General features: G+C 39.5%; 10 protein-coding genes, 1 pseudogene and 1 riboswitch. Of the genes and pseudogenes, 9 read left to right on the forward strand and 2 right to left on the reverse strand.

The window, feature by feature from the left end; genetic code table 11:
- The first annotated feature begins 231 nt into the window (after positions 1–231).
- A riboswitch (SAM riboswitch) is annotated at positions 232–339 on the forward strand.
- 189 nt (positions 340–528) lie between these two features.
- The gene (locus ACZ9AO_RS01525; protein ID WP_251539215.1) at positions 529–1,836 is read left to right on the forward strand and encodes a Na+/H+ antiporter NhaC family protein; all 1,308 of its coding nucleotides are present in this window, start codon (positions 529–531) and stop codon (positions 1,834–1,836) included.
- A gap of 342 nt (positions 1,837–2,178) precedes the next feature.
- Here the strand turns inward: ACZ9AO_RS01525 and ACZ9AO_RS01530 are convergent, their stop codons facing one another.
- Both ACZ9AO_RS01530 and ACZ9AO_RS01535 read right to left on the reverse strand, forming a co-directional pair.
- Complete coding sequence (locus tag ACZ9AO_RS01530; protein WP_251539217.1) at positions 2,179–2,724, reverse strand: chromate transporter; 546 nt, start codon at positions 2,722–2,724, stop codon at positions 2,179–2,181.
- A gap of 47 nt (positions 2,725–2,771) precedes the next feature.
- Positions 2,772–3,401, reverse strand: coding sequence for a chromate transporter (locus ACZ9AO_RS01535; protein ID WP_240520656.1), 630 nt, complete (start codon positions 3,399–3,401; stop codon positions 2,772–2,774).
- Between the two features lie 245 nt (positions 3,402–3,646).
- Here ACZ9AO_RS01535 and ACZ9AO_RS01540 point away from each other — a divergent pair, with 245 nt between their 5' ends.
- The 8 genes and pseudogenes from ACZ9AO_RS01540 (at position 3,647) to ACZ9AO_RS01575 (ending at position 13,403) form a co-directional block, all read left to right on the forward strand.
- The gene (locus tag ACZ9AO_RS01540) at positions 3,647–4,525 is read left to right on the forward strand and encodes a LysR family transcriptional regulator (protein ID WP_053534783.1); all 879 of its coding nucleotides are present in this window, start codon (positions 3,647–3,649) and stop codon (positions 4,523–4,525) included.
- A gap of 129 nt (positions 4,526–4,654) precedes the next feature.
- Positions 4,655–4,963, forward strand: a pseudogene (locus ACZ9AO_RS01545) (transposase); the annotation flags it as partial.
- A 193-nt stretch (positions 4,964–5,156) separates the two neighbouring features.
- Positions 5,157–5,639: a DUF2975 domain-containing protein gene (locus ACZ9AO_RS01550; protein WP_476108292.1), complete on the forward strand. Its 483-nt coding sequence runs from the start codon at positions 5,157–5,159 to the stop codon at positions 5,637–5,639.
- Between the two features lie 304 nt (positions 5,640–5,943).
- Positions 5,944–7,935 (forward strand): alkyl/aryl-sulfatase, encoded by a 1,992-nt coding sequence (locus ACZ9AO_RS01555; protein ID WP_476108293.1) that lies wholly within the window; start codon positions 5,944–5,946, stop codon positions 7,933–7,935.
- A gap of 263 nt (positions 7,936–8,198) precedes the next feature.
- The gene (locus ACZ9AO_RS01560; RefSeq protein ID WP_048679211.1) at positions 8,199–9,437 is read left to right on the forward strand and encodes an MFS transporter; all 1,239 of its coding nucleotides are present in this window, start codon (positions 8,199–8,201) and stop codon (positions 9,435–9,437) included.
- 117 nt (positions 9,438–9,554) lie between these two features.
- The gene (locus ACZ9AO_RS01565; RefSeq protein WP_476108294.1) at positions 9,555–10,460 is read left to right on the forward strand and encodes a LysR family transcriptional regulator; all 906 of its coding nucleotides are present in this window, start codon (positions 9,555–9,557) and stop codon (positions 10,458–10,460) included.
- Positions 10,461–10,628: 168 nt separating this feature from the next.
- Complete coding sequence (locus tag ACZ9AO_RS01570; protein ID WP_053534787.1) at positions 10,629–11,801, forward strand: acyl-CoA dehydrogenase family protein; 1,173 nt, start codon at positions 10,629–10,631, stop codon at positions 11,799–11,801.
- 27 nt (positions 11,802–11,828) lie between these two features.
- Positions 11,829–13,403, forward strand: a complete 1,575-nt coding sequence (locus ACZ9AO_RS01575) for a class I adenylate-forming enzyme family protein (protein ID WP_476108295.1) — start codon at positions 11,829–11,831, stop codon at positions 13,401–13,403.
- The last annotated feature ends 394 nt before the right edge of the window (positions 13,404–13,797 follow it).

A 13,797-nucleotide genomic window follows, 5' to 3' on the forward strand; every position in this document is an offset into this window, starting at 1 on the left:
CTTTTCCCGCAGAAATCTCGCACCCCCGCTCCAATCAACTTAGATCTCTTTATAAACAGTAAGGAGTACATGTGAAACACTTTAAAAATTACCCCTTGCGAAAATAGGCGAAATGCTGTACTGTTATATTTGCTTTTCAAAACGACTTTCGATGTCACGAACTCAGGCAAGTTCCAGCGTGGTACTTTTCTGGCAGGCATCGTAATTTTTGATAAATTATATAATGTAATCTTCTTATCAAGAGAGACGGAGGGACTGGCCCGAAGATGTCTCGGCAGCGGACTTAAATGGAGTGCTGTGCCAAATCCAGCAGGCTGATTTTCGCCTGAAAGATAAGGAGGGTGTTTTTTATAAATTAAAAGACCTCTTCTTGTTGTTAAATAGAAGGGGTCTTTTTTATGCCAGTTTTTTGCTACAGCTCCATGACTGGATAATCAGGTAGGTTCAAATTGGAGTTATTTGCGAAAACTGTTAATAGAATAAGAGCTGTGACACATGTCGCGGGAAAAATAAAAAGAGGTGTACATCATGAGTGCAAACAATAAAGGGAATCCATGGGCATTGATCCCATTTGTCGTATTTTTAATTTTATTTATTGGGTCCGGAATCATCACTAAAGATTTTTATTCATTTCCGGTGATTGTAGCGATATCCATTGCATCGGCAGCTGCATTGGCGATGAATCGGAAAGAGACATTCAATGAAAAGGTTGATATCTTCTGTAAAGGTGCCGGTGACGCCAATATTATGTTAATGGTAATCATTTTCCTTTTAGCCGGAGCTTTTTCCGAAGTTGCCAATGGTATGGGGGCAGTTGAATCAACAGTGAATCTTGCCTTAGCTGTTTTTCCCCAAAATCTATTAATGGTAGGAATTTTCATCATCGCTTGTTTTATTTCACTATCCATGGGGACAAGCATGGGAACGATTGTTGCCCTGGCACCTATTGGGGTTGGAATTAGTGAGCAAACAGATATTTCGCTTGCCCTTTCAATGGCGGCCGTTATTGGTGGTGCGATGTTTGGGGATAATCTTTCATTCATTTCAGATACGACAATCGCTGCAGTCCGAACTCAGGGAACGAAAATGAAGGATAAGTTTAAAGTGAATTTTTTCATCGTTTTACCTGCAGCCATCATCACATGTGCCATCCTAGGAATTTTAACGATGGGTGAACAAGCTGACATTTCCCAACAGTCTTATGATTGGGTGAAGATTCTTCCTTATCTTTGCGTATTGGTCACTGCATTGGCAGGAGTCAATGTGTTCTTGGTCCTTTCGATCGGAATCGTATTTGCCGGAATTATCGGGTTGGCGGATGGAAGTTATCAACCGTTGGGTGTCATCCAAAAAGTTGGAGAAGGAATGGCTGGAATGTATGAAATTTCCTTCCTTGCCATTTTAATTGCAGGTATGGTAGCTGTAATCAAACATAATGGCGGTATCGATTTTCTACTCCACCTTGTGACGCGAAATAGCAAATCGAAAAAAGGGGCGGAATTCAGCATTGCGGGGCTTGTTGGTTTGACGAACCTTTCAACGGCAAATAACACGATTTCGATTATCATTGCCGGGCCACTTGCCAAAAATATTGCTGAAAAATATGGAATTGATCCGCGGAAATCGGCGAGCGTCCTTGACATTTTTGCATGTTGTATCCAAGGGTTGATCCCATATGGAGCACAACTGCTTGTTGCAGCAGGGGTAGCAAAAATTTCTCCGTTAAGCATCTTGCCGTATTCATATTACCCAATCCTGATTGGACTTTGTGGCATCATTGCAATCCTGATTGGTTTTCCACGGTTTCAGCCGGGAAATAATGGATCGAAGAACTAAAAGTTAAAACAAAGTTGATTGAAGCGGGTGTGCGAGACTCCTGCGGGAAAAGCGAGTCCAGGGGAGACCCCGAAGGCGCAAAGGCGCCGAGGAGGCTCCTGGACCGCCCGCGGAAAGCGAGTGCCTGGAGGGGAAATCAACGTTTAAATTGAACAAACCCCTAAAATTTCATTGAGTTTGTCTACAGTCTGAACACCCTGAATCATTGGATGCAGGGTGTTTTCTGTATGGTAAATACATAAACTTAATAAAGTTTTCTCGCACTTATATAGTATCAATCATTTTTCAATTTTTCTGCTTAATTCCGGTCCAAATTAATGATGGTTGTGTGTGCGACACCTGTCATGAATAGAGGACAACACCAACTAAACCGGAAAGAATAATTACATAGGCTGGATGCCAGCGTAATTTCATTAGGGCAAATAACGATAAACCAAAAACGAGTAATAAGCTTATCGTATGCCATGAAAAGTTCACGGCTATCATATGATTGGAAAGTGCTAAACTGATCGCTGCAAAGATGATCAAACTAGTGACAATCGGTCTTAATCCATAAAACATGGATTGAACAACTGGATAATGATTCAATTTGCTGAAAAATGTAGCTATAACGGTTACGAATATAATGGCAGGAAGCAAGATACCTAGAGCAGATGATATGGCTCCTGCTAACCCAGCAGTCGAATAGCCAACGAGAATGGCACTATTGGCGGTGACAGGTCCTGGGGACATTCCGGAAATGGCGATTATATCGGTGAATTCCTGCGTTGTCATCCATCCATGCTGTGAGACTTCCGATTCTATTACGGGAATCATGGCGTATCCGCCTCCGAAAGATACAAAGCCGATAATAAAGAAGGTGCTAAACAACTCCCACAATACCATCATTCCATCACATGCTTTCTTGAAAATTAGTTAAACCTTTTTTGATTTACCTATATGCCAGCACCCATGAAAGGTTCGAAATCATTTTCTTCTATTTTCCTATCTTTTTTGTCCATCTTGACATCGTAACCTAATTTTCTCTTAATGGAGATGGTCACAATACCCGCTAGAGCTCCTGCTAATATAACCATCACAGGGTGAAGAAAGAAGAGGACGGGAATTCCTGCTATTAAAATACAGAAAGTTGATTTGTCTACAACTGCCGTTTTTCCTATCTTGATAGCCGCATAGGCGATGATGGCTACTATGGAAACTCTGATAGATATGAATGCAGATTCTACCTTCGGATTATCCTGAATGAAAAAATACACAATGCCCAGGAGCAGAACAATTAAAAAGGTAGGTAATGAAACACCGATCATGGCTGCCATTGCCCCCTTCATTCCGGCAATTCGATGGCCGATAAAGGTGGCGGAGTTAATGGCGACAGCTCCCGGTACGGACTGAGATAAAGCAAAAACATCCGTAACTTCTTCGCTTTTCATCCATTTTCTCTTTTCGACCACTTCATTTTCGATTAAAGGGATCATCGCAAACCCGCCTCCGAATGTGACAGGTGCTATTTTAAAAAAGGTCCAAAATAATTGGAATAGAGTTTTCCATTGTCCTTTCATTGACATCAGTCACTTCCTTTGCATGCTTTGTTTAATTCTTATCATTAACATATCAAAGAAAAAGGGCTGGGTAAATTGCAACAAAATCATCGGGTATAACAAAACGTTATACCCAGAAGATTCATCCGTTTTATAAAGAATGCCGCCAATAATTGAATAGCCTTAGAATGTATCTCACTATTTTCATTTCACCATTTACCTAATGATGCTATCATTTTAATAAACTATCTAAAAACATGGAGGTCGTTTTCTTGAAATTGGAAAATCTGAAAATGTTTTGTTTAGTGGTGGATGAAGGAAGTATAAGCCAGGCAGCAAGGTTAAGTTTCCTATCTCAGCCCGCTGTAACACGGCAGATCCATCAACTGGAAAATTATTATAACACTTTGTTATTCGACCGTGAGGAAGGAAGGCTGAGAGTTACAGAAGCAGGAAAGCTGTTATACCCTTTTGCAAAAGCCATAGTAAATGACTTCAACCATTCAAAAGAAGTGATTCAGCAATCGACGGGGAAGTACAATGCAAATCTCATAGTAGGGGCTTCCTTGACTATCGGCGAGTATTTGTTGCCTAGCTTGCTTGGGAGATTCAAAAAACAACAGCCAGAAATAAAAGTGACATTGACGATAAAAAATACACCCCGGGTTCTGGAGGATCTTTCAAACGATGTCATTGATTTGGCCTTGGTGGAAGGACTTGTGGAAAACACCGATTTTATTGTAGACAAGTTCGCCGAGGACGAATTGATATTGGTATGTCCATCAGACCACCCATGGAAAGACAGAAAAGAAATTCAGCTAGAGGAATTGGGAAATGAAAGGATGATTTGGCGTGAATCCATTTCCGGAACACGGCTTATCGTAGAAAATATGCTAAGGGAGCATGGGGTTTTAGAAAAAATTGAAAGCTACATGGAGATTGGCAGTACACAAGCGATAAAAAGTGCGGTTGAAGCTGGACTTGGAATCAGCATTTTGCCAAGGTTGACAGTGGCCAGGGAATTGGAGCAAGGCTTTTTGCGGGAAGTGGATATATACAGAATAAATATGGCAAGAAATTTATGGCTAGTCAGGAAAAACAAGCGTTTTAATAAAATAGGGGTGTCTAAATTTGTTGATTTCCTTCAATAAGGATGGGACTAAAAGCTCTTCTCTATCGGGAGGGGCATGTTGTATTTGGTTTTTCAGCCTTCGGTTAGACAAACAAAGGGATTAATGGGCATAATAAAAGATATAATGATGGTTCGGAGATGATATAGCGTGGAGTTAAAGGAAATAAAGAAGCTCGCCGAAGCATTAAATGAAAGCGATAAACAGCAACTTGTATAATTCTTGCAGTCTCGAACGAAACCGATGTCGGCTCCTATTCGTGCAATTTATGAAATCCAGGTACAAAAGCATAAAGCTAGTCTTGTCTGCCCACATTGCGACAGCCATTTTGTTGTGCGATTTGGTAAATACGTTATCAAAACACGTGCTGGAGAGGTGGAACAGCAGCGTTACCGCTGTAAAGCCTGCCATCAAACCTTCAACGACCTCACAAACACGCCTCTTCAACGCACCAGAAGAACGTTGTAAATTTAACATTTTAAAGTAAGAGCATTTCTTTGTAATGAGAAGTGCTTTTTATTTTTGTCAAAATTAAAAAGATATTTCAATAACAATAACAATAATAATATAAATAAAAACAATATAAATTTACTGTTATACGATAAATTATATGCTAAAATCAAGTTGTCATTAAATAAGTGAGGTGTTTTAAATGAATGTTAAACGAGGTTCAACCACTTTCTTAAAGGTAATTATTTTTCTGGCTGGAATTGCAGTGCTTGCTTTGTGTATCTGGTTGCCTGAGATAGCCGTTAGAGATGCAAGGGTACATCCAGATACGGCTTACTTCCTAATCCCCTTTTTAGTATGTGCATACGGATTCTGTATTGCGTTTTCTGTTGCATTGTATCAAGCATATAAACTATTAACCTACATCGAAAAGAACAATGCTTTCTCTGAATTATCCCTTAAATCTTTGAAGATTATAAAGAAATGTGCTTTTACAGTCATTTTCCTCATTTTGTTAGGAATAGTAAGCTTAAGGGTGCTTGCTAAAGTTACAGGTAGTGATGATGCAGCGGGTCCTACATCATTATGTCTAATGGGTATTTTAGCAACAAGTATCATCGCTGCCATTGTGGACGCACTTCAAAAGCCATTAAAAAATGCCCCAGATATAATGTCAAAAAAATGAATGATTAACGGATATGTAAGACTTTGGATTGTCAGCCAGGTGATTTTTGGAGTACGGGGACGATAGCTCAATGAACCGCCTTTTCACCAAGGCGGTTTTCTTATGGTCAAATATCAACATTAGAATTTAACATGGCCTTTATATAATTAAAATTGAAGTTACCATTAAAAATAGGAAATATACTTAAAGTCAAATTAATTATAAAATAAATTCATATTATTCTAAAAGTTTCTAAAAAATGAGAAAGTTTACTGCTGCAAAATTCGGAATAGATACAAGATATCTACTTAGAAAGGGGTATGAAATGTCCAAAATATCTTTTATAAAAGGAATTGTAACCGTTCCCATTGTTTTTGTTTTACTGGCAGGGTCTTCTGTTACAAATGCTGCTTCAGATAAGCCAATGCCGGCAACAGATGCAACAATCTCAGCAAATAAGGCTTTTTATGAACAGTTGAATTTTACAGACAAGGAAGATTTCAAGAATGCACATAAAGGATTCATTGCGCCTTTGAATATGAATCCCATTAAAAATCCAAAAGGTGACGTGGTATGGGATAGTAATCAATATTCATTCATCAAAGAAGATCAGCCGGCAAGCTTTACTGTAAACCCAAGCTTGTGGAGACAGGCTCAGTTACAAAATATAACAGGCTTATTTAAAGTAGTGGATGGCGTTTATCAAGTTCGGGGTCAGGATTTATCAGTGCTTACCATTGTGGAAGGAAAAACAGGATTAATAGTTTTGGATACACTTTCTACTATTGAAACAGCCAAAGCAGCCATGGAGCTTTATTTTGAACATCGGCCCAAATACCCAGTAAGTGCAATTGTTATTAGTCACAGTCATGCGGATCATTTTGGTGGTATAAAAGGCATTGCTCAATATGCTGAAAATCCAGCTAAAGTGCCGATTATTGTCCCGGCAGGTTTTAACGAAGAAGCGCTAAATGAAAACATTCTTTTAGGCAATATAATGTCTCGCCGTGCAGGTTATATGTTTGGAAATCTCTTACCCGCAAATGAAAGGGGATTTGTTACTTCTGGTATTGGCCCTGGATTAAGTAACGGAACTTTTAGCTATTTACCTCCAACAATGGAAGTGAAGGATGATATTCAAACGGTGGAAATAGACGGAATAACATTTGAATTTTTATTGACGCCGGATTCGGAAGCTCCATCTGAAATGCATTATTATATCAATGATTACAAAACTTTAGTGGTAGCGGAAAACACCGGACACACGTTACACAATATTTATACATTAAGGGGAGCTAAAACCAGAGATACTTTAAAATGGGTGAAAGCACTTGATGAAACAGTTGATCTGTTTGGAAACGAGGATATAGATGCTATGGTTACGGCCCATACATGGCCTATATGGGGAAGGGACAATGTTTTGGAGCAGTTGGAGAGTCAGCGTGATTTGTACAAATATATTCATGACCAAACCATACGATTAGCTAATTTAGGTCTCACACCCGACGAAATCGCGGAAAAGTTAAAGCTTCCTGAAAAGTTGGATAAAGTCTGGGCCAATCGGGGGTATTACGGAACATTGAAACATAACGTAAAGGCGGTGTACAACTTTTATTTAGGATATTTCAACGGTAATCCATCCGACTTGGATCCATTGCCACAAGAGGAATCGGGAGCTAAATATGTACAATATATGGGTGGAGAAAAGAAGGTCATTAAACAGGCAAAACTTGATTATAAAAAAGGGGAATATCGCTGGGTCGCTCAAGTCTTAAAGCATGTAGTCATGGCTAACCCCAAAAATACAGAAGTAAAAAATTTACTGGCTAAAGCTTATGAGCAATTAGGATACACAGCAGAATCTTCTGTGTGGCGTAATTTCTATCTTACCGGCGCAGATGAGTTAAGGAACGGCGTGGCGGACTCGAAGGGAAGTGGCGGAATGATGAATCTCGATACGCTGCTCAATATGCCAATGGATGATTTCCTGAAATTCTTGTCCATTAAATTAAACGGGATAAAAGCGGAAAATAAAAATATGACATTCAATTTGACATTTACAGATTCGAAAACCAATTACACCATCGATCTGAATAATTCTGTATTGAACTTCAAAAAAGGGAAAATGGCGTCCAACCCTGATGCAGCATTAATATTAGATAGAATAACCTTCTATCAGATTGCTCTGGGACGTGAAGATTTATCCAAAATGGAAGCAGCCGGTAAAGTTGCGATTTCCGGTGATAAAAAACAGTTTGAAGATTTCCTGACTTTGCTGGATCAATTCCAACCAAAGGTTAATATCGTAACTCCGTGATAATCAACCACTTCATATTCTGAAACCAGGATGAATCGGTTACCCACGAGTCTACTTAGCAGTCTCGTGGGTTTGAATGTATTAATTATTCCTGTAGGCATCCTGTTTCGTTTTTATTTTTTTATAAAACGCTCCTAATAGTTACAGAACAAAAGTCATAACCGTAAAAAGAAAATTTCAAGTTTTGTAATATGAAAGGAATTGTAAGCGCTTCCTATGTGACTGAGGTTTTGTGAAAATATGAAAAAATGGAGTGATGGGAAATGCAGTTATATGCAAGTAATAAACGAAAAATAATGATTAGCGGCCTTTTATTTGTTGGAATGATTTTAAGTTTTTTTGATCGCGTTGCCATAAATGTCGGGATTATTCCTATTGCAGAAGAGTTTCATCTCACTACGTCCCAGACAGGTATTTTAATTAGTATATTTTTTGTTAGCTACTCACTCATGCAACCGCTTGGTGGATGGATGACCGATAAGTATGGCGCCAGGGTCATGGTTACTGTTTCTTTGTTTAGTTGGTCCTTGTTCACTGTAATGACTGGGTTTGCTTGGTCATTTATGTCTTTATTATTCATCCGTTTTCTGTTCGGGTTAGGTGAAGGGCCTTTCTATCCTGCCAGTATGTCCACTATAAGAGATAACTTCCCGGAAGAAGAACGGGGCCGGGCAAATTCGTTTTTCCTGTCTGCCCAAAATATTGGCGGGATATTAGGTACTGCACTTGCTGCTTCAATGGTGGTGGCATTCGGTTGGCGGGGCATGTTTACCATTGCCGGAATTCTAGGGATATTGGCTTCTTTCGGAATTTGGTTCATTCTCAAGCCTCAAGGAAATCAAGAGGTTAAAAAAGACAAACCGAAACAAAAAAAGGTTGCTCTGAAACTGTTATTTAAAATCGAAAATATTTGGAAACTCATAACATTCAAGTTTATATCAAATATTATCAACTATGGTTTGATCACTTGGATGCCTATATATTTGGTTAAAGAAAAAGGAGTGGATTTAATAGCCGCCGGAGGTTTATTGGCAATCCCTTATATTTTTGGTTTCTTGATGTTTAATGTAAGCGGGTGGCTTCTGGATAAACATATGGCTAACCGGGAGAAGTATCTTGCCGCTGCAGGCGCTTTATTATCGGCAATTTTTCTCTTTTTAATGTCTAACGCCACGTCTATAGGACTTATCATCACGTATCTCACCCTCAACTCCGTAGCACTGTCTTTCTTTGGAACCGTTCTATATACGATCATCATAAAATACTCACCAAAGGAACTAACGGGCTCTGCCTCCGGACTCGTAACTTTCGCCGGTCAAATTGCAGGTGCGGTTTCTCCTTTAGCCCTCGGTTTGATTATCAGTCTGTTTAATGACTCCTATAATGCCGCTTTCCTGTTTTTGGTGATAATAGCGTTATTGGGAACGATTGTTGCCGTATCTATTAAAAATAATCAGGCACAACCCGCTAAAGAATACGAAAAAACATCTACCATTGTTTAAAACTGGATTCTGCTTTTGAGAATACAGCTTGAGGTGTTCTGATTCCACTTCTCTAAAATTGAAAGGGCTTTCTGTTCGAGGTATGATAGTAGTAATAGGCTAGAAGGAGAATAAACCATGAATATTGAACAATTGGAATATATCATTAAGGTAGCCGAGGTTCACTCGATTTCCACGGCATCAGAAAGCCTCCATATCTCTCAATCTGGAATCAGTATGGCCATTACGAGTTTGGAGAAGGAATTAGGTATAAAAATCTTCAAGCGGTCAAGGTTAGGAACCATACCTACAGAAGACGGAAAGGAAATCATCCAGAAAGCTCTTGAAGTATTAAGCAAATTGGAAGAAATAAGAGACAGTGCCCAAATACATTCAGATACGATGGAAAAAGAGTTGCGCCTTTCATCAACACAAGGTTTATTTCTAACGGTTTTGCCTAAATCCTTGGCCTTATTTAAGAAGAAGTATCCCGAGGTGAAAATTGTCATTGAAGAAAAAGGGGGACAAGAGATAACCGAAGAAGTACGGAATGGTAAGATAGACATCGGGCTATTGAATATCCCAAAGGTTAAACCAAAAGAAATTGAGTTGGAATTCCAACCTTTGATGGAAGCAAAAGTGATTGTGATGGTCAGTAAGAACTCCCCTTTAGTGAACCGTAAAAGCATAACCCCACAAGAGCTGATGGACCAAAATTTGGTCATTTACAATGGACCAAGAATGAAGTCGTTCATTAAAGGTTTTTTTGATCATTACGGTGAGATGAATATTTTGTTTTTCACAAATAATACAGAGATCATCAAAAAAACCGTCGCTGAGGGATTAGCGATTGCCTTTTCTTATGATATTGGAGTTAACAGCGACCCCTATTTCCTAAGCGGGGAACTTGTGGCCATTCCTTTGGTGGAGCTGGAAAATAATACAATGGAATTCGGTTACGTTCGCTCTAAGAAGCAGTATTTTTCAAAAGCTGCCAGGGAGTTTATTAAATGTCTCGAATTTTACACCACTCTTAAATATTAGTTTCCTATGATGATAGGGAACTAATATTTTTTTATTTACATCAATTTTTTTTATATTTACATCATATATCCTTATTTTACTTAAATATTATTTACATTTAAAATTAATTTTATAACATTTTAAATATTTAAAAAGTAAGACGAAAATAAAAAGCGAAAGGGGAAACTTATGGTTACGACCCAGGAAGAGAAATTAGAGGTACTTCAAACAAAGTTGCAGGATTTCATCCAAAATGAACTGCTTCCATATGAACAGGAGCATGGCTTGAATGCTGAAGAGGATATTCCGATGGAAGCCATAAAATGGGCAAGGAAACGATCCAGGGAATTGGGCTTTTACGGAATTAACCTCCCTGAAAAATATGGTGGACAAGATGTAAGCTTAAAAGGATTATGCATGTTCAAGGAAGAATTGGCACGTTCCGGAGCGGTTTTATGGGGGCAGGTTATAGGGGAGATTGGCGGGCCGCTAAGAATTGGTCAGATGTTGGAAAGTTTTACACCGGAGCAAATAGAAAAATATGTGATGCCCGTTGTGACGGGAGAAGTGAGTTGCTGCTTTGCCCTTACAGAACCAAATGCCGGTTCGGATGCCTTCGCTATCGAAACAACAGCCGTTAAAGACGGCAATGATTATATATTAAACGGAAAAAAACATTTTATCAGTGCTGCACCCTATGCTGATTTCGCCATTGTCATAGCGAAAGAAATCCGGAAAGGAGAAAAAGAAAGGATCACTGCTTTCCTAGTTGATAAAAAAACACCCCAACAGCCGGGGTTTGAACTAGGAGACATCCAAGTTCCTCTATCAGGAGAGCGCATACATGCTGAATTGAATTTCAATCAATGTCGGGTACCTGCCGCCAATATAATCGGTGAACCAGGAAAAGGGTTGCTGCTCGGATTAAAAAGAATAAACACAAATCGCGCATCCCATGCTGCCGGCTTCATCGGAATGGCTCAACACCTACTCGATTTATCTATTGAACATGCTAAAACGAGAGTCCAGCATGGCCGGCCCATCGGTGACTTCCAGGCAATTCAGCATATGCTAGCAGAAATGGCGACGGAAATCTATGCAGCAAAGTGCATGGTCTATGATGTGGTTGATAAAATTGATCAAGGAAAAGAAGATCGGGCCGGTACGTCCATGGCCAAGCTGTTTGCTTCAGAGGTAAATAGCCGTGTGGCTGACAAGGCCATCCAAATCTTTGGCTCCAAAGGCTTGGCAAAAGGGCATCCAGTAGAAAAAATGTACAGGAGTGCACGGATGTATCGGATTCTGAGCGGAACCTCAGAGATTCAAAAAAATACAATTGCCAAAGCACTATTAAAAGGGTGAAAACCTTTTCGGGGGAGGAAAAAATACATGCTGCATAAGTTAACATTTCAGTCACTGATGAATAAAGGAATGAAACGGTTCGGCGACCTGCCAGCTATTACCTTGTTGCCAAACGGAGAAACGATAACCTACGACGAGTTATGGACGAAAACAGAACTTATCACTTCTTATTTACTGCGTTTAGGTGCAGGAAGGGGCGTCCGCATAGCGACCATCATTCCAAACAGTTTGGAAAGTGTGATGTTTGGTTTGGCCGTCCAGCAATGCGGGGCTACCTTAGTACCATTAAGTGAAAAACTGGGGAAACGAGAAATACAATTCATTTTAAAGGAAGCAAAACCAGAAGTGGTCATAATTGCTACACAGACACACTTTGACAGCTTCATTGAGTATTTAGGAGAAATGAAGAAGGGAGATGTCCATGTCATTGGGCTCCCAGGCTTTAATAGTAATTATCCTGAGGAGTTTGAACTGTTTAAATGGCCTGGTGAAATAAATAATTTAGACTTGCCAATAGCTGAAGAAGATGACATTACCCTTCTGTCCTATACAGGCGGGACGACGGGCACACCCAAAGGCGTCATGCATTCCCAAAAGGGACTCGGCGCCGCGATACTTTCTGCAGCTATCGAAGACCCGCTGGACGACCGTGACCGGGTATTGCTAAGTACGCCCATTGTCCATTCAGCTGGTTCATTACTTTGGAGATCCCTTGTTTCGGGCGTCCATATCTATGTAATGGGCTCATTCGACGCTGCAGCATTCATACAGGCGATAAAGGAACACAAAATTACGACGACATTCATGGTACCGACCATGTTATACAGGCTTCTTGATCAGACCAAGAAGATGGAATATGATATGAGCTCCATGCGCAATATCTTCTACGGTGCGTCACCTATTTCACAGAAGCGCCTAAAAGAAGCTTTTGAAGTATTCGGGCCTATCATGCGCCAGCAATACGGCATGACAGAATGTAATATTGTCATTTCTAGACTATCGAAGAGCGCTCATGTATGGGCTTATCATAATAATCCGGAAGTTTTGAAAAGCTGTGGAAAACCGTGCATTCTTACCGAAGTTCGATTGATTGATGAGAATGGAAATGATGTAAAACCAACCGAGTTTGGAGAAATCATCGTAAAGTCACCAGCCATGATGGTGGGCTATTATCAAAGACCGGATCTTACCCGTGAATACCTCCGTGATGGCTGGTTCTATACTGGGGATATTGGTAAACGGGATGAAAGCGGTTACCTTTATATTGTAGATAGGAAGAAAGATATGATCATTACAGGCGGGATGAACGTATATTCTTCAGAAGTGGAGCGAGTGGTGAACCAGCACCCTTCTGTTGCATTAAGCGCATGCATAGGCGTTCCCCATCCAGATTGGGGAGAAGTAGTGTGTGTCGTGATAGCATTGCATGAAGGATTGAGCTGTACTAGTGAGGAATTAATTGATTTCTGCAAACAAAGGACCTCTAAGTATATGGTTCCTAAAATTGCCTATTTTCTTGATAAGTTCCCATTAACGCCGATTGGAAAAATAGATAAAAAAGAATTAAGAAAGATGTTTTCACAAGGTATTCTAACCATCTAGCAAAATTGAGACTTATAGCAAATATAAGATAGAGCAGAGGAATGCAAATAAGCCTCGCACGTTAACCTGGAATCAGGACGTGTGAGGCTTTTATGTACTATATCCAAGATTTGTTTGGAATATGAGTATAATAAACGTTGCAGTGAATGTTAAATGAAGTGAGGAAGTATGATTATTATCTAAAGGAAATAATACTGAAATATTATATTTTTCTATTGATTCCACCAATTCATGAATGAAAAAAATGGAGTGTTAGGATATAATATATTATTGTATTGGAGATTCATGCGGAATTTCCTTTTTTTATGGGTTTCATTTGTTTATCTCCCCAATGAACCGGGAAATAAATTATAGTTGTATATGTTTTTATAATAATATTAAAGTTAAGTAGAGG

This window comes from Peribacillus sp. TE19612 (assembly GCF_056279465.1).